Annotated in this window: 14 protein-coding genes and 1 pseudogene; 9 read left to right on the top strand and 6 right to left on the bottom strand. The window is 57.4% G+C overall.

The window, feature by feature from the left end; genetic code table 11:
• Positions 1 to 96: 96 nt before the first annotated feature.
• Together PEL01S_RS10740 and PEL01S_RS10735 are read left to right on the top strand one after the other, a co-directional pair.
• Positions 97 to 1,716: a sensor domain-containing diguanylate cyclase gene (locus tag PEL01S_RS10740; RefSeq protein ID WP_163767995.1), complete on the top strand. Its 1,620-nt coding sequence runs from the start codon at positions 97 to 99 to the stop codon at positions 1,714 to 1,716.
• Between the two features lie 160 nt (positions 1,717 to 1,876).
• The gene (locus tag PEL01S_RS10735) at positions 1,877 to 2,545 is read left to right on the top strand and encodes an oxidoreductase (RefSeq protein ID WP_127460294.1); all 669 of its coding nucleotides are present in this window, start codon (positions 1,877 to 1,879) and stop codon (positions 2,543 to 2,545) included.
• A gap of 33 nt (positions 2,546 to 2,578) precedes the next feature.
• Here PEL01S_RS10735 and PEL01S_RS10730 read toward each other — a convergent pair whose 3' ends face one another.
• From PEL01S_RS10730 to PEL01S_RS10720, 3 genes are all read right to left on the bottom strand, one after another.
• Positions 2,579 to 3,349, bottom strand: a complete 771-nt coding sequence (locus tag PEL01S_RS10730; RefSeq protein ID WP_127460293.1) for a substrate-binding periplasmic protein — start codon at positions 3,347 to 3,349, stop codon at positions 2,579 to 2,581.
• 107 nt (positions 3,350 to 3,456) lie between these two features.
• Positions 3,457 to 3,771 (bottom strand): hypothetical protein, encoded by a 315-nt coding sequence (locus PEL01S_RS10725; protein WP_010499169.1) that lies wholly within the window; start codon positions 3,769 to 3,771, stop codon positions 3,457 to 3,459.
• 90 nt (positions 3,772 to 3,861) lie between these two features.
• Entirely contained in the window at positions 3,862 to 4,320 is a 459-nt protein-coding gene (locus tag PEL01S_RS10720) for a cupredoxin domain-containing protein (protein WP_127460292.1), read from the bottom strand.
• A 135-nt stretch (positions 4,321 to 4,455) separates the two neighbouring features.
• Here PEL01S_RS10720 and PEL01S_RS10715 point away from each other — a divergent pair, with 135 nt between their 5' ends.
• Entirely contained in the window at positions 4,456 to 6,051 is a 1,596-nt protein-coding gene (locus PEL01S_RS10715) for a copper amine oxidase N-terminal domain-containing protein (protein WP_127460291.1), read from the top strand.
• Positions 6,052 to 6,150: 99 nt separating this feature from the next.
• Here PEL01S_RS10715 and PEL01S_RS10710 read toward each other — a convergent pair whose 3' ends face one another.
• The 3 genes from PEL01S_RS10710 to PEL01S_RS10700 form a co-directional block, all read right to left on the bottom strand.
• Positions 6,151 to 7,359, bottom strand: coding sequence for an MFS transporter (locus tag PEL01S_RS10710; protein WP_127460290.1), 1,209 nt, complete (start codon positions 7,357 to 7,359; stop codon positions 6,151 to 6,153).
• Between the two features lie 18 nt (positions 7,360 to 7,377).
• Entirely contained in the window at positions 7,378 to 7,830 is a 453-nt protein-coding gene (locus tag PEL01S_RS10705) for a MarR family winged helix-turn-helix transcriptional regulator (protein ID WP_255320097.1), read from the bottom strand.
• 124 nt (positions 7,831 to 7,954) lie between these two features.
• Positions 7,955 to 8,443, bottom strand: coding sequence for an HPP family protein (locus tag PEL01S_RS10700; RefSeq protein WP_063180212.1), 489 nt, complete (start codon positions 8,441 to 8,443; stop codon positions 7,955 to 7,957).
• 184 nt (positions 8,444 to 8,627) lie between these two features.
• Here PEL01S_RS10700 and PEL01S_RS10695 point away from each other — a divergent pair, with 184 nt between their 5' ends.
• The 6 genes and pseudogenes from PEL01S_RS10695 (at position 8,628) to PEL01S_RS10675 (ending at position 15,994) form a co-directional block, all read left to right on the top strand.
• Positions 8,628 to 9,533: a LysR family transcriptional regulator gene (locus tag PEL01S_RS10695; protein WP_127460288.1), complete on the top strand. Its 906-nt coding sequence runs from the start codon at positions 8,628 to 8,630 to the stop codon at positions 9,531 to 9,533.
• Between the two features lie 57 nt (positions 9,534 to 9,590).
• Positions 9,591 to 10,187 (top strand): annotated as a pseudogene (gene uptA, locus PEL01S_RS35205) (undecaprenyl phosphate transporter UptA); the annotation flags it as partial.
• Positions 10,164 to 10,730 carry a nuclease-related domain-containing protein gene (locus PEL01S_RS35200; protein WP_255320101.1) on the top strand — a complete coding sequence of 189 codons (567 nt, stop codon included), beginning with the start codon at positions 10,164 to 10,166 and terminating at the stop codon, positions 10,728 to 10,730. The pseudogene uptA and the gene PEL01S_RS35200, both read left to right, overlap by 24 nt.
• A 91-nt stretch (positions 10,731 to 10,821) precedes the next feature.
• Positions 10,822 to 11,388 carry a thioredoxin family protein gene (locus PEL01S_RS10685; protein ID WP_010499183.1) on the top strand — a complete coding sequence of 189 codons (567 nt, stop codon included), beginning with the start codon at positions 10,822 to 10,824 and terminating at the stop codon, positions 11,386 to 11,388.
• Positions 11,389 to 11,427: 39 nt separating this feature from the next.
• Entirely contained in the window at positions 11,428 to 12,063 is a 636-nt protein-coding gene (locus PEL01S_RS10680; RefSeq protein WP_127460286.1) for an MBL fold metallo-hydrolase, read from the top strand.
• A gap of 196 nt (positions 12,064 to 12,259) precedes the next feature.
• The gene (locus PEL01S_RS10675; protein ID WP_164824270.1) at positions 12,260 to 15,994 is read left to right on the top strand and encodes an S-layer homology domain-containing protein; all 3,735 of its coding nucleotides are present in this window, start codon (positions 12,260 to 12,262) and stop codon (positions 15,992 to 15,994) included.
• Positions 15,995 to 16,257 lie beyond the last annotated feature (263 nt).

The raw sequence follows: 16,257 nt of genomic DNA, 5'->3' as shown, positions 1-16,257 counted from the left end.
CCGAAACAAATAATGCATTCTAAAGTATAAAAAAAAATACAGGTTTGTACAATGTTAATTTGTTGGGGACATTACTTGGGGGAGAGGAGAGGGTCCATGATTCGCATCATGCGGCCCCGGACGGTGAAGCAGCGTTTTCGTCTGTGGATTGCGCTGGCCATTCTCATGCTCGGGCTTTCGATCAACATCGCCTTTTATATATTGTATCAGCAGGAAGCTCAGGCGGAGGCGCTGCGCAATTTGTCGGACAAGCTGAATCTGCAGACGTTGTTCATCGACCGGTGGGTGCAGGAGCGGGAGTTGGATATGCGTCTGCTTACTGAGGATGAGGCCGTCAGAACGCTGAACAAACCCTTGATGGAGGCAATCTTCCGCGATTTCACCATATTGCAGAGAGACTTTGCTTCGCTATCCTATGTGAACGCTGACGGTGTCACGGAAGTGGATACGTATTCGGCTCTGGGCCTTCAGGTCAACGAGCGCGATTACTATTGGGCGGCAAAACAGGGCAAATCGTCGATGTCGGATGTCATCATCGGCAAAGCATCCGGCGAGCCGGTCATTATTTTCTCCGCCCCGACTTATGACCAAGAAGGACGATGGAGCGGGCTGCTGCTCGGCTCGGTCAAGCTGGAAACGATTCAACGTGTGGTAGGTTCCCTGAATACCGGGGAGACGGCGGATTTTTATCTCCTCGACCGGGTCGGCGTGCCGGTGACGAAGCCGCGTTTTATCGACGACGTACGCTCAAACCCGCGGCCGATCTCGACGGAAATTACGCGCCGGGCAGCGATACAGTCGGTCTCGAAGGAGGCGTATGCCAACTACAAGGGAGACAGCGTGTTCGGTTCGTATCAGTGGATAGCCGGCCACCGCTGGCTTCTGGTGGGCGAAGTGAGCGAGAAGGAACTGTATGCGAATTTGTACGGGCTGATGTTTGTTTTCATTGCTATAACGTTGGCTACGCTGGTCCTGAGCTTCAGCGGTATCGTTATTCTCACGCGACGGATCGAACGTCCGCTTGAATTTTTGCTACAGGGCACCCGCATCATCAAGGAAGGGCAATATGGATACCGCATCGACCCGGCCGTCTTCAAGCATGCCCCTGCCGAGCTTCAGGAGCTGTGCGATACGTACAACCTGATGAGCCGTAAGCTGAAAACGACGGTCAAGCTGCTTGAGGAGTCAGCAATGATCGATCCGCTCACCGAATTGTACAACCGCCGCTATATGATGCAGAACGGCAGTCTTCGGCTCCTTCGGACCTTGGAAGAGGGGTATCCGTGCTCGGTGCTATTAATCGATATCGATTATTTTAAGCAGGTCAACGACACGCACGGCCATTTGGTCGGAGACCGGGTGCTGAGGCATGTAGCGGGAGTGCTTCAGAGGCAGACGGGAGGCGACGAACTGGCCGCGCGGTACGGCGGAGAAGAATTTATGGTGCTTGCGCTGCGCTTGGAGGCCGTGCAGGCCAAAGCCTTGGCGGAGACGATTCGCCGGGCGATAGCTGCGGAGCTTTACGAAGCGGATGGCATACGTATCGCGCTGACGGTCAGCATCGGCGGCGCAGCGTGCACAGGTCTGGCCGAAGGGGCGGACGCGAAAGTGCTGCTGGAGCAAATGATCGAAGAAGGGGACAAAGCGCTATACCGGGCCAAGCAGCTTGGCCGCAACCGGGTCGAATGGGAAGCCGGACCGCCGGGAGACGGCTGATTGGCCACCGGTGTGTTCAGGAGCGGGACCTGCCTTTTCACCTCCGGGCGAAAGCCTGCATATACTGGGGTCATTGCTCTTGGAGGCGCCGGTGCTACAGCCGAGGGGCTGCCGGTTTTGTTGCTGCAATTCGATAACCATAGGAAGGCGAGGCGAAACTATGGCCAAGCATGCCATCGTTGCAGGGAGCACAGGTCTTGTCGGGCGCGAGCTGGTAAGCTTGCTTCTTGAGCACCCCGCATACGACCGGGTGGTCACGTTGGTCCGGAGCAACTCGGGAATCCGGCATCCGAAGCTCGAACAGCATGTCATTTCCTTCGACCGTTTGGCTGACGAGGCGGCTGGCGGCTTCGAGGGCGCTGACGTGTTCTGCGCCCTCGGGACGACGATCAAGAAAGCGAAGACGCAGGAGCAGTTCCGCAAGGTCGATTACGGCTATCCGATGGAGCTCGGCCGGCTGGCGTCCGTCTCGGGCGCCGCGCAATTTCTCATTGTCACGGCCATCGGGGCGGACAAGCAGTCGGCCTTTTTTTACAGCCGGGTCAAAGGCGAAGCCGAAGAAGGGCTCCGAGCGCTCGGGCTGCCGTCGCTGCATATTTTCCGTCCTTCGCTGCTGCTCGGCGAGCGGGAAGAGGTCCGCTTCGGGGAGCGCATGGCTGCGCTTCTGTCCCGAGTCGCCGGTTTTGCCATGCGCGGACCGCTGCGGCCGTACAAGCCGATCGCCGCGCGAACGGTGGCCAAGGGCATGCTCGAAGCGGCGCTCCGCGGTGCCCCGGGCACTCATGTGTACCCGTCGGACCGGATCGAAGCGCTGGCTTTCGAATTATAAATGAGAAAGGCCGCGGTTCGCGGCCTGAAAGGACTACTGGCCCGGCAGCTTCTTAGGCTTGCTGCCGAACCACTTCACGTATAACGCCTCGTACGTTCCGTCTTTGCTTAGAGCTTCGATTGCGCCGTTGATTCTTCCGAGATGCTTGTTTTTCTTTTTCGTGACAATGGCGTAGCTTTCTTTGTTCAGTACTTCCCCGACCATCTTCACTTTGCCTTCCCCGTCGTTTTGCAGGAAATGGTGAACGTTGCGCTCGTCGAAAATGACTGCGTCCAGCTTTTTATTTTTCAAGTCGGTGTAAGCATCCGAGATGTCGGGATAGCCCCGGATCTCTTTGGTGCCTTGGATTCCGCCGGCATAAATATAAGAAGTCGAGCCGCTCTTGGTTCCGATGACTTTTTCTTTCAGATCGTCCTTGCTCTTGATCTCTTCGTTGTCCGAAGCGGTAAGCAGGACCAGCCCGGTCTGAAAATACGGATCGGAGAAAGCAAAATTATCCTTGCGGGCTTTATTGACGGTCATCCCCGCGATCGCCATGTCCACTTGGCCGGATTTTACGGCTTTGCTCAGCTCCCCTTGCGTCATCGGAACTAGCTCGTATGGCAGGTTCGCTTTTTGCGCGATCGCTTTCCACAGCTCCACTTCGAACCCCTTGTTCTCTCCGTCCTCGGTATACGTGAACGGGCGGAAATTGCTCTCTATCCCGACTTTGACCGGTTTTTCCTCGCCGCATCCCGCGATCAGGAGCGTCAAGAGGACGGCCAGCAGTCCGATTCCCCGTCCGCTGCGAATTACGACATCCATTCCCTTCGTACCTCCTTTTCAGGTAAACAAAGGTATTGTTTGTCTTCCGAGGGACGGTTATGCAATCTTGCTGCCGGGCGGATAAAAAAAGAGGGACCCGTTTGGCATCAGCCCCCGAACGAGTCCCGGAACGCTTTGGCCAAAGCGTCCGATTCCACTTCCCACAAGGCGGCCACTTCGCCGCAGACGTTCTCGTCGAACCAATCAGCCAGCACCTTGCGGTTGTCCGCGTGCTCCGAAATATAAGGCAGGTTCAGCAGCACCTTTTTGTAATACAGCTCCTCCGCCTGCGCTACCGCTGGCTGAGGGATGTAACGTCCCAGCTTTTTGCGGGCGCGGTACAGCTCCCGGCTGCAGGTACGGCGAATTTGCCGGGCGGACGGGTAAGGCCGACTGTGCTTCATTTGGTTTGCTGGATTCATCGATAGCGGCATCTCCTTCCTGCCATTATGCTATGCGGAAGAAGAGCGGGCGGGTACTGCCGACGGCGGATTTTGGAAAAGGGGCGGCGTCTACTCGTCGATGACCAGGTAACCGACCATCGGTCCGTTGTGCGCCGTATCGGGATGGGTCAAGCAGATAATCCGGTAGACGCCCGGGTTGGAGGCGCGGAAGGAAATGACGGTTTCTTTTCCTTTTTTTACCTCCCCTTTGATGTTAAGACCCTCGATGATAAAAGGATGGCTGGCGCCGTTGACGCCGTAGATGCTGAGCCGGATGCGCTCGCCTTTCTTCATATAGATCGTTCCCGGGTCCCAGCGGTAAGCTTCGATCGTTTTGCCGTCCGATGTCGTCGATTTGAACTCGCCGGTCACGAGCTGGATCGTCCGTTCGGGTCCGGAAGGGCTTATCGCGGCCCGGATCGTTTCGCGTTCCCAGAAGAGCAGCGCGGCACCGGCCAGCAGCACGGCGGCGGCTCCGATTTTCAATCCCTTCAGTCCCTTTTGGCTCAGCACATATACCTTGGTCATCGGCATCCCCTTCGGTTTCGGTTCGTTTGTACGAGTATATTCGGGTGCTTGTCTGAACATGCAAGATCGGTTTCAAACCGGAAAGCGCGGGGTAAAGGTTCTTAACTTAAAAAGACACCAGGGGGAGGACGATCCATGATGCGCTTAAAAGGTAAGCTGGCTCTGCTGGGGCTGTGCCTCGTTCTGCTGATACCGTGCACAGCAGGCGCGCAAGCCGGATCGGCGCGGGAGGCCGCGGCAGAGCTGCGGGTCCGAATGGACGCTTTGCTTGGCGAGCATGCGCTGCTGGCTGTTTTCGCGATGCAAAAACGGTACGACGGCGCGGCTGATCATGAACAAGCTGCTGTGCTGCTCGGGAAAAATACCGAACGGCTGGCAGCTACGCTGCGGTCGACATACGGGGAAGAGGCCGCCAAAACCTTCGAGCCGCTTTGGTCGTCGTATGTCGAGGCTTTGCTGAACTATGCGCAAGCGGCTGCGGCAGGTGAAGAGACGACACGGACGCAGGCGGCGAACGGCTTGGAGGCCTACGATAAGGAGCTGGCGCTGTTTTGGGCAAGGCTCCTTCCGGATCTGGGAGCAGCGGGGCTGGAAGAAGGAACGAAGCGGCATACCGATCTGATGCTTCAAGCATTCGATGCCTACACGGACAAAAATGACGCGGCAGCGTATAAAGCGATGCGCGAAGCTTACGCCCACGCAGTGGCGAGCGCCGATCTGCTGGCGGCGGGCATGGCTGCGCAATCGCCTGACCGGTTCGACGCGTCCGGCATGAAGACCCGCAAGGCCGATTTGCGCTCGGCGCTCGGCCGCTTGCTTGGCGAGCATGCGCTGACAGCCGCATTTGCGATGCAGAAAAGCATCGACGGCGCAAGCGACTTCGACTTCGATCAGGCGGCTACGGCGCTGAATGAGAATGCGGTGGATTTGGCCGCCGCCATCGCTTCGGTCTACGGGGAGACGGCCGGCACATCGTTTCATACGGCATGGACTTCCCGTACCCGCTATATTTTGGATTACGCCAAGGCGGCAGCATCCAAAGACGAGTCAGCGCGGACAATCGCAGCGGGCAATCTGGAGAAGGCTCAAGCGGAGCTGGCGCAATTTTTCACGGATGCGAACCCGCAGCACGGGAGCAAGCCGGAGTTGCTGAACGGTCTGAGCACGCAGATCGGGCAAATGACTATGGCCCTCGACCATAGTGCGCTGGGCGAGTACGCAGCCGCTTATGAACGTACGGAGACAGCCTATGCTCAGATGTCTCCGCTAGCCGACCTGCTGGCGCAGGAAATCTCGGATCAGTACCCTGACCGGTTCCCGGACGCTCCGGCATCCGTACAGAAAACTGTGACGATGCAAATTGGCGTTAAGGAGCTGACCGTGAACGGCCAGACGATCCGAATGGACGTCTCTCCCGCGCTTCGGGAGGGCGTCGTCTATATTCCACTGCGGGTTGTCGCAGAAGCCGCCGGCGCCACGGTGACGTGGGACGCGGCGACGAGTACGACGCGGTTAGCTTGGGGTGGCAACCAGGCGTCCTTCCCCGTCGGCTCGGATCAAGCGGAAGTCAACGGCAGGAAGAAATCGGCCGGAGGGGCTCCGACCGTCATGCAGGACGGGCGGGTCATGGTGCCGATTGACATTCTTGGCGAAGCGACAGGCTGGAAAGCGGAGCTTGGAAAAGACGACGGGTCGATTCGCTTGACCACGACCGTTGAGGAACGTTTCTAGCCATCCGGCAAGCATGGATAAAAGGAAGGATCGCCCTCCCGGCTGTTGGCCGAATCGAAGGCGATCCTTTTGGTGCGGGTAGCTCAATGCGGCATTCGGTTATTTACGCAGCGCGGAGGCTTGAGGCTTGCCTTTGACCAGCGTACCCGAGACGTAGATGGCCAGAAATAGAAGCATCGCCAGCGCCGATAGCAGATACATCGTGGAATAGCTTGTCCCCGAAGCGATGCCGCCCAGCAGCAGGGAGCCGAGCGCGATCCCGAGATCGATCGAGTTGTAGAACGTTCCGTTCGCCGTACCGCGCATTTCCGGGCTTACCTGCTTCACGGTCCAAGCCTGCAGCGATGGTTGCAAGATGCCGTAGCCGATACCGTAGCACAACGCCGAGGCGAGAAGTCCGGTCATGCTGGATGTATACGATAGCAATACGAGTCCGACGGCTACCATGAGCGCGCCGGGAGGCAGGACGGCGAAATGGCCTTTTTTATCGAAAATTTTGCCGGAGACCGGGCGAACGAGCAACACCGCTCCGGCATTGCATAGAAAGAACCAGCCAACGTTCCCGATATGCACCGCTTTGCCGAACAAGGCGAGGTAGCTGATCAAGCCCCCGTACGTAATCGAAAGCAGCATGTTCAGAAAACAGGGCAGCGCGACCCGTCTGTACGTTCCGCGCGTATCCGGAGCAGCGGCCGGTGAAGGGGCGGTCGCCGGCTTCGAAGCGGACGGGGTGCTGCGGATCAGCAGCGACAGCGGGATGATCAGGATCGCGAGCAGCGTCGAGACGAGAATCAGCGTGCTGAACCCGTAGCTGCCGAGCAGCCACAGCCCGATGACCGGAGCAGCCGACATCGAGAGGCTCGTCGACAGGCCGAAGTACCCCATCCCTTCGCCCATCCGCCGGATCGGAATAATATCGGATACCATCGTGCCGAACGCCGTGCTGGACACGCCGAAGCCGATGCCGTACAAGATGCGGATGAGCAGAAATAAAGCCAACGTTCCGGCGGCGTAATAGCTCGCCGTTGCCAGCATATAGACGGTAAGGCCAAGCAGCAGAATAAGCGCGGTTCGCCCGCGTTTAAGCCAGGCGCCGGCGAAGAAGCGGGTGACGATGGCCGATAAAGCGAACAAGCTGATGACCAGACTGACGGTCCACTGGCCCGCTCCGAACTGTTCGGTGACATAGGCGGGCAGCGACGGTGTGATCATTTGCAGATTCAAATACAAAAATAAATTGCTGACTGTAAGCAGGACGAAGTCCCGGGTCCACAATTTTGAAGCGGGTATGTCGTGTTGTTCCTTCATGAAGCGGTTCTCCTAGTCTTAAGGTTTCAGTAGAGTATCCAGATGGGTTATCAACCGAAGATGAGTCTGTCTGAAGGCTTCGAGCTCCGATTCGGACATCCAAGAGAAAATATCTTCGATCGTTTGCCGTTCGATTGGCATCAGCACTTGGAGCTTATGCCGGCCGTGCTCCGTCAGATAGACGAGAAACGATCTCCGGTCCGTCGCGCTCGTTTGCTTGCGCACCAGTTCTTTGCGGATCAGACAGTCCAAGATGCGCGCGGTCGTAGGCTGATCTTTCACCGTACGGTCAGCGATTTCTTTCTGGCTGATGCCGTCCGATTCGTGCAGGCGGCACAGCACCGAAAACTGCTCCGGCGTCATGTCGTGCTCTTTCAGCCGTGAGGTCAAGACGTTCAGCATCTTCCGGTACGTTTGGCCGATAATGAAGCCGATGGACCATTCGTGCGGGTTAGAATTCAATCGCAGCACCCCCTTTATTCCGAATTAATTGTCACAACAATTATAAGTCTGACATGTAAAAAAGTAAACAGGTTTCGACAAACGGGTCAAATGTCTGTGTCGAAACCTGTTTTTGTTTGTCGCAGCGCCGGGTTTACAGCCAGCGCTGCGGATAAGTGCGGCGGCATACCCGGTGGTAGCCCCAAGCGACGGCAACGATCAGCAGAGAGCCGAGCAGCACTGGGCTCCATAAGAAGCTCCAAGCGGAACCGGCCATCATGACGAGAAGCGGATCGGCGCCGGCCGGCGGATGCAGCGTGCGCGTCCACTGCATCGCCGTAATGGCCAGCCCCAGGGCAAGCGCGGCGGACCAGGCGTGAAAGCCTGCCGTGTGCAGCAGCACAAGCCCGATGGCGGTGCTGAGCAGATGGCCGCCGACGATGCTGCGAGGCTGGGCAAGCGGGCTGTCGGGGACGGCGAAAGCGAGCACGCATGAGGCTCCGAAGGGAGCCATCAGGAGCGCGACTTCGCTCCACTGCCCGAGCAGCAGAGCGGCCAGCACGGCCAGGAACGCTCCGGCTCCCTGCAGCCCGTAGGCGATTCCTTTGCGCAGCGCCGACGGCGTTGTTGAGGATGGATTCATGGGGCATTCTCCTTTATCTAATTGTTCTGGACGAAATGATTAACGTTATGCTAGCATGAAAGTAATTCATTTGTGAAACGAATGTTATCGATGCTATTCATTTCATTTATCGATATCTAAGCTTTTGTTTCCCGCAATTTTTCGTCTGTTTACGAAACCTGTGGAGAAGGAGCTCGTATAAGGTATGATTGAAAAATTGGAAGGCCGTTTTTTGGTGACGTTTCTGGCCGTGCTGGAAGAGAAAAGCTTCAGTAAAGCCGCCGAGCGGCTCGGTTATGTGCAGTCCACGGTAACCTCGCAAATGCGTCAGCTGGAGGAAGCGGCCGGGCAAAAGCTGTTCGACCGGCTTCCCCGCGGCGTGGAGCTTACCGGAGCGGGCCGCAGGCTTGAGGTCTATGCACGCCGGTTTATGCAGCTCGGGCGCGAGCTGGAGGAAGAAATGAACGAGGAAGGCGCTCCCCGGGGAACCGTGCGGCTGCGGGTGCTCGAATCGTTCGCCGCGACTGCGCTGTGGGGTCCGCTCCGCTCGTTCATGGACGCTTATCCGGACATCGATGTGCAGGTCGAAGCCGGCTTTCAAGCGGAGACGCTGGAAGCCGTACGGTTGCGGCAGGCTGATATGGGGCTTGTTCCCGCAGACCCGTGCGCAGCGGATCTCACGTTCGATCCGCTGCTCGAAGACGAGCTGCTGTGGATCGCCGCGCCGCGCGAGGCAGAGACTGTCGGCCGCGAAGGCTGGAACGCGATCCGCCGGATGCGCATCGCCGGCTTCGGCGAACGATGCATGTACTCGCAGGCCGCCGAGGCTCAGCTTGCCGTGCAGCGAACGGCTCCGGCCGGGCGGGCGGAATTCGCCTCGATGGACATGATCAAGCGCGCCGTATGCAGCGGTTGGGCGCTTGCGTTCGTCCCGCGTTCCGCCGTCGCGGCGGAGCTGGCGGCCGGCGTGCTGGCGGAGTGCGCGCCGCTCGGCAGGCAGCCGATCTGCCACGGCTTAATCCGCCATAAACCGCGCGAAGCGAGCCGGGCGGCGCAGCTGCTGCACCGATATTTGCTGGGATGCGGCATGAGAGAGGTTATGATAGAATAAGATAGGTTGAGAGAGAGAACGGACCAATACGTATTCGGAGAGGAAGAGGGCTGAGCAATGCTGCATGACTTGATTCAATCGGCGCTTCTGTTTATTGAAGGGCTGGGCGTATGGGGAATTTTGCTGGGCTTGATGCTTGAAGTGATTCCGAGCGAAATCGTCCTCGCTTACGGAGGGTACCTGGTTTCCCGCGGGGAAGTATCCCTGGTGGGCGCCATCGTATTCGGCACGATCGGCTGCTTGTTTCAACAAGTGATCTTGTACTGGATCGGGCGATATGGCGGCCGACCGGCCTTGAACAAATTCGGCAAACTTCTCCATATAAAGAGCAAGCATTTCGATATTGCGGAGGGCTGGTTCAACAAGTACGGTCCCGGCATGGTGTTTCTGGCCCGGTTCGTCCCCGTGCTGCGGCAGGCGATTTCCATCCCGGCTGGCATGGCGCGGATGCCCATGTGGAAGTTTTTGTTCTATACGCTTCTCGGCACGATTCCTTGGGCGATTCTGTTCGTTTACCTTGGACGGGCCCTTGGAGACAACTGGGAGCAGATTGATGAAGTGGCGGCACCTTACACGAAACCGGCTCTGATCGCCGTTGCCGTCATTGCTGTGCTGTATGTGCTGTGGAAAGTGCTGACCCGCAAAAAGTCCGGCGGCAAAAAGGGCCACCGCGCCGACACGAACAACGGCTACGGTGTGGAAGGCGAGAAAAGCACAGCCCACCAGCTCAAATATATCGGCGCAGAGTACCGCGTTTTGCATGGACGCCGCGTTCATGCGGGCGGCGGTACGCAGGAATTCGACCATATCGTGGTCGGGCCCAACGGGGTGTTCCATATCGACTCGAAGCATTGGTCGGGGGACATTCATTTTACCGGCGAGGGAGTCGAACGCGTCAAACCGCATTCCGACCGCGGAAAGCAGGACGAGCCGCACAGCCAAGATCCGACGGCGCAGCTGTACCGCCACGAGTATGTGCTGAAGGAGCTGTTCAAGCAGCACCGGATACAGGCCGATTTGGTCGGCATCGTATGCTTCACCCACCCGAACTGCCGTCTTGTCGGGACGAGCCCGGCATTTGCGACGCTCAAGCTGGACCGCCTCGTCCATCACATCAAGACCTACAAACCGAAGCGGACGTTAAGCGCCGCCGAGGTAGCGTCCATCGAAAAACTGATCAAAGAAAACAGCAAATAGCGAGCCCGGTCCGTCTCCTTTTGATTGGAGCGGACTCTTTTTTTTGGTACAATGAACCATAGTGTGAACATACCGAAGGAGGAGAAACGTTATGAGCAAAAACTTGAGCGCCAAGCTGCGCCAAGGCTTGTCCCCGCAGCAGTTTACGGACGGCATGACGAAAAATCAGGAGAAATTCAAAGAGTGGTACGATCTGTTCGTATGGGAAAGCGAAGAGGACAAGGAGTTTTTCGAATCGCTCAATAACCGCGACGATCTCCGCTGCCTTATCCTTGCGGCGGACTGGTGCGGCGACGTGGTGCGCAATGTTCCTGCCGTGTTCCGCGCGCTCGAAATCTCCGGCATTCCGACGGAGGTGCTGATCAAGGAAGAGCATCCGGACGTGATGGCTCAGTTCCTGACCGGCGGCGGAGAAGCGATTCCGATCGTCATTTTTACCGATTTCAGCGGTTTCGTCCTCGGCCATTGGGGGCCGCGCCCGGCGAACGTGCAAGCGGTCATGAACAAGTTCAAGCAGGAGAACCCGGACCGCGAAGCGCCGGATTACAACGATAAAATCCAGATCGCCCGTCAGGAAATGGTCAAGCAGTACGGCGAAGGAACCGGCTACCAGACGGTGATCGTGAAAGAGCTGCGCGAGCTGCTGTCCACATTCTAGTCCGTCATCCGACGTATATGTAAAGGAGCTCGTCACCCTATGGAAACGAAGCAAATCAAAATCGAAACCTTCCCGCTCGGGCCGCTGCAAACAAACGCTTATCTCGTCTCCTTGCCCGAAGAGAACCGCGGCTTCGTCATCGATCCCGGGATGAACCCGCAGCCGCTGCTCAAGCGGATCGAAGGCATGGAGATCGAAGCGATTGTCCTGACGCACGCTCATTTCGATCATATCGGAGGTGTGGACGCCGTGCGGCGTCTGAAGGGCTGCCCCGTGTACTTGCACGATGCGGAAGCGGACTGGCTGACGAACCCGAAGCGCAACGGCTCCGTGATGTGGCCGGAGCTGGGCGGGCCGATCACGACCGACCCGGCGGAGTATGCGCTGGACGACGGGCAGAAGCTTAAGCTGCTCGGTCTCGTCTTCCAAGTACTGCATACGCCAGGCCATTCCCCCGGAAGCGTCAGCTTGCTCTACGGAAATCATCTGTTCGGCGGCGACGTGCTGTTCCGGCTGTCGGTCGGACGCACCGATCTGCCCGGTGGCGATCAGCAGGATCTGCTGGACTCGATTCATGACAAGCTGCTCAAGCTGCCGGATGAGACGATCGTCTACCCGGGGCACGGAAGCCGGACGACGATCGGCTACGAGCGCGAGCACAATCCGTATCTATAAGCCACAATGCAACGACTGTCCCGTTCCGGGCGGTCGTTTTTTTATTCCCTTCCGGACGAAGCCTCTGTCAAAGCTCCACTCTCGCCCCTAACCACTTGTCGAAAAATATTATCGCATAGACGTTTTTTTAACCAGTTTTAAATGAAGGCTGGTAGATTGATAAATGGATTTATCCAACACATAAAGGAGAATGCCGATGGTTTCAGCTTGGTTACAAAAAAAACTTATGCCTCTGCGCATCGTTATGACTTATGCGCTTATTGCCGCGCTCCTTGCTTTGGTCTGGGACGCTCCCGCCAGAGCGAGCGGCTCCGGCTTAAGCGGCAGCTCGTTCAATCCGTTTTCGGTTACGGCCGAGGATACGGTTTATTACAGCGGCTACTGGCTCGGTTCGGGAAATTATACGAAGGAGACCCCCGTCTATCACTTCGCATTTTCGCCGACAGAAGAGCTGCAAGCCGGAGATACAATTCAAGTGCAGCTGCCTTATCAATATAATTTCTTAGGCAATTCGGGCTTTTTCTGGTCGCCCAATGTTACCGTTCCCGGCGCTAGTGTGAATTCTACCGTAGGCGGAGCGCCGGACAGCCTGTTCGATGCCGTGACAACGCAATTGTCTCCGGACTGGCATCCGGCGCTGGCTTTCCGCTTATCCAAAAATGTACCGGCCGGTGCGAGCGTGGACATTCGCTTGGCGAATTTCTTGATCACGCCTGATTATCATCACCGCTCTCCCGGACTTGAGGAGTTCGCTATCGCCGCATCCTCCAACACCGCTCCGCTGACGGCACAGCACAGCATCTACATGCGCAGCGTTGCGAATTATTACCCGGATGCCGATACGTATGCGACCGCTACCGCGACGGGGTATCATTTTAAGTTTACCGTTATGCAAAAGATCGATCCTGCGGACAATGCCAGGATCACAATCACGTTTCCGCAGGGAATGAGCCTGCCTGCTTCAATTGGCGCGCCCAGCATAAAAATTAACGGCATGGCGGTCTCCTCGGCGGTTGTGAACGGCAATCAGCTGATTCTTCAGCCGTCCGTCGCGCTGCCGAGCTACTCCGGCGCTGCTATCGATATCGATGCTTCGGCACAAATCAAGAACCCCGCTTCGCCCGGATATTACGATTTTGGTTTGTCCACCAGCGTAGACCCGCTGTCGGCTACCCGGCGGATCGGCATCATTTCGGCGTCCGGCGCTTCCTTGGCCGATAACCCGTTGGGGGATAAGGGGTATGTATTGATTGCACAAAACGGCAATTTAAGGTTTATGTTCGCCAGTCCGACAATTTTGAAAGCGGGAGACACTGTCACCGTTACCAGTCCTCCGGGAACGTTATTGGCAGATCCGTCCGTCTCTCCCGGCGACATTCGGCTGGATTGGCCGTCCGAGGGGGTGGAGCTGGACGGCACCGCTGCCTCAATAACCCGTCTAGCCGATAACCAGCTGCAATTTGTACTGCCGTCTAATTATTATCTCGACCCGGACTATCATCTCGTATTCGAGCTGCCGAACCGGTTCGATCAAAAGTACGGAACATACGATATGCAGGTAACCACTTCTCGAACGACCAAGCCTGCTACCGTGCAACTGTTGATTGCGCCGCCTACAGCCCAGAATTTCACCGTGGCTGCAGGCGTGAAATGGGCAGGGGCGTCTCAAGTGCCATATACGTTTCATTTTCAGACGAACGTGCCGTTGTCGGCAAATGACGGGAATACGGTTACGATCGTATTTCCGCCGCAAATAGCAGTACCGCCCGGTATCAGTCCAAGCTTTGTCACCGTTAATGGACTTCCTGCTCCAAGTGTGAGCTACTCCGGCTTTACTCATAACCTTATGGTAGGCATACCCAAGGATATTCCCTTACTCGGTGACGTAACCGTTGCGATAAGCGGGAATGCCGGGCTGACGAATCCCGGCCCCGGAACGTATTCGTTCAGCGTTTTTCCAAACTGGGACGACTATATGAAAGCACAGGCTTCGATAGAGTACGGAACGGAACCGGTTGTAACCAGCATTTCGGCAGCGCCGAAAGAAGTGCGGCTGAAGCTGGGCGGTACGGTCGTCCAGCAGCTACAAGCGACGGCGCGGCTATCCGACGGCACCGCGAAGGATGTAACGGCGGCCATCTACGGCACGTTGTATAGCAGCAGTGATGCGAATGTCGCCGTCGTTACTGCAGACGGGCTGGTTCAGGCGAAACGGGAAGGGCAGGCCATCGTTACCGTTACAAATGGAAGCTATTCCTATACCGTGCAGGTAGCGGTAGAGAAAGCCGATGTTCCGCCTCCGATCGTTAAAGTGACGGGCATCTCGGCAGCGCCAAAAGAGGTGCGGCTGAAGCTGGGCGGTACGATCGTCCAGCAGCTGCAAGCGACGGCGCGGCTATCAGACGGCACGGCGAAGGATGTGACGGCGGCCACCTACGGCACGTTGTACGGCAGCAGCGATGCGAATGTTGCGATCGTCACCGCAGACGGGCTGGTTCAGGTGAAGCGGGAAGGGCAGGCAACCGTTACCGTTACGAATGGGAGTTATTCCGATACCGTGCAGGTAGCGGTAGAGAAAGCCGATGTGCCGCCTCCGTCCGTCAGTGTGACGGATATTTCGGCAGCGCCGAAGGCGGTGGAGCTGAAGCTGGGCGGTACGGTCAGCCGGCAGCTCCAAGTGACGGCGCGGCTATCCGACGGCACAGCGAAGGATGTGACGGCGGCCACCTATGGTACATCTTATGCCAGCAGCAATACGACCGCGGTCATCGTCACGGCGGACGGATTGATTCAAGCGAAGCAGGAAGGGCAGGCTATCATTACCGTTGCGTATGGCGGCTATACCGCTGCCGTGAACGTGACCGTGCGGGCTGCCGATTCGAATTCGGAGAGCAGCGGTGATACGAATTACGGTTCTTCCGGCGGAGGAACAGGCTCTGCCCCGGCGCCGTCAACCGGTTCAACCGTTTCGCAAAAAAAACAAAGCGTGGAGCGGGAGATCATGGCATCCCGTGGAGGTACGGTGGAGTTGAACGGAGTAGCTTCCGTAACGATCCCCGCAGGTGCGCTTCCGAAAGACGGCACGGTTAAGGTGGCCGTTGTTCAGGCCGGCGAATCGCCTTCGACAGCGGGGAGAGAGAGTCTCGGCTCCATCGTGGAGTTTGCCAGCACGACGGGTCAATTCGTGGGGCAGCCGCTGAAGTTCACTTTGACGTACGATGCGTCCAAGGCCGGGGCAGGCTCGAAACCGGCGGTATACTATTACAATGAAACCCTTGCTCGATGGGTATATCTTGGCGGCAGTGTCACAGGGAACGGTCAAATTACGGCGGAATCGAAACGTTTTGCCAAGATCGCCGTTTTCCCGACCCGTCTGACGAGCTTCTCCGATATGACCGGCCACTGGGCGGCAATCTATGTGGATCGCTTGGTGGGGATGGGGGTCATCCATGGCTTCGAGGACAGCACCTTCCGGCCGGACCAGACGGTAACCCGGGCCCAATTGGTGAAAATGATTGCGGATGCGCTCGCCCTGAAAGCAAGCGGAACGCCGACCCGGTTTGTTGACCGCGATTCGATGCCCGATTGGGCAAAGGACGCGATTGCGGACGCCGTACAGGCCGGAATCATTCAAGGCTACGAGGAGAAGGGCGCCTCGTGGTTTAAACCGGATCAGCCTTTTACGCGCGCGGAGCTCGTCGTTGTGCTCGCCAGAATACTGGAACAGAATTCCGCTGGCGGGACCAAGGAGATAGCAGGCTTTACCGACCAAACGGATATTCCGGACTGGGCTCAGCAGGCCGTTCAAGCAACCTTCGCTAAAAAAATCATCAGCGGCTACCCCGACGGATCGTTCCGTTCCGGAAACCATGTGACGAGAGCGGAAGCGGCCAAAATGATCTATATGCTGCTGGATTCCTTATCCATGTAAGCGGGTTTAAAAGATTCAACACAGGGACAGGCGAATGAGAGCATTCGACCTGTCCTTTGTTTGTGTATCCACCGGAAACCGCCGATGGATGGGCCGTTCGATCGATCCGAAAGTCCTCTTGGGGGCTGCTCGGGGCAAGCGTCTAATTTTGCACGGCTAGGTGAATACCGTGTTCCTTATAGGTGCTACACCATAGACTGATGGTGTGTTCGATGGGAACACGTAACCAATCAAGTTGCAGATCCGGCGCCGCTGCCGGCTTT

This window comes from Paenibacillus elgii NBRC 100335 (assembly GCF_004000865.1).
Lineage (GTDB): Bacteria > Bacillota > Bacilli > Paenibacillales > NBRC-103111 > Paenibacillus_G > Paenibacillus_G elgii.
The sequence above is the reverse complement of the archived record's forward strand: the minus strand, read 5'-3'. Positions and strand labels throughout refer to the sequence as shown.

Excerpts from the sequence above, each read along its gene's own strand:
- PEL01S_RS10740 (WP_163767995.1), top strand. The coding sequence starts at position 97 with ATGATTCGCATCATGCGGCCCCGGACGGTGAAGCAGCGTTTTCGTCTG.
- PEL01S_RS10735 (WP_127460294.1), top strand. The coding sequence starts at position 1,877 with ATGGCCAAGCATGCCATCGTTGCAGGGAGCACAGGTCTTGTCGGGCGC.
- PEL01S_RS10730 (WP_127460293.1), bottom strand. The coding sequence starts at position 3,349 with ATGGATGTCGTAATTCGCAGCGGACGGGGAATCGGACTGCTGGCCGTC.
- PEL01S_RS10725 (WP_010499169.1), bottom strand. The coding sequence starts at position 3,771 with ATGAATCCAGCAAACCAAATGAAGCACAGTCGGCCTTACCCGTCCGCC.
- PEL01S_RS10720 (WP_127460292.1), bottom strand. The coding sequence starts at position 4,320 with ATGACCAAGGTATATGTGCTGAGCCAAAAGGGACTGAAGGGATTGAAA.
- PEL01S_RS10715 (WP_127460291.1), top strand. The coding sequence starts at position 4,456 with ATGATGCGCTTAAAAGGTAAGCTGGCTCTGCTGGGGCTGTGCCTCGTT.
- PEL01S_RS10710 (WP_127460290.1), bottom strand. The coding sequence starts at position 7,359 with ATGAAGGAACAACACGACATACCCGCTTCAAAATTGTGGACCCGGGAC.
- PEL01S_RS10700 (WP_063180212.1), bottom strand. The coding sequence starts at position 8,443 with ATGAATCCATCCTCAACAACGCCGTCGGCGCTGCGCAAAGGAATCGCC.
- PEL01S_RS10695 (WP_127460288.1), top strand. The coding sequence starts at position 8,628 with ATGATTGAAAAATTGGAAGGCCGTTTTTTGGTGACGTTTCTGGCCGTG.
- PEL01S_RS10685 (WP_010499183.1), top strand. The coding sequence starts at position 10,822 with ATGAGCAAAAACTTGAGCGCCAAGCTGCGCCAAGGCTTGTCCCCGCAG.
- PEL01S_RS10680 (WP_127460286.1), top strand. The coding sequence starts at position 11,428 with ATGGAAACGAAGCAAATCAAAATCGAAACCTTCCCGCTCGGGCCGCTG.
- PEL01S_RS10675 (WP_164824270.1), top strand. The coding sequence starts at position 12,260 with ATGGTTTCAGCTTGGTTACAAAAAAAACTTATGCCTCTGCGCATCGTT.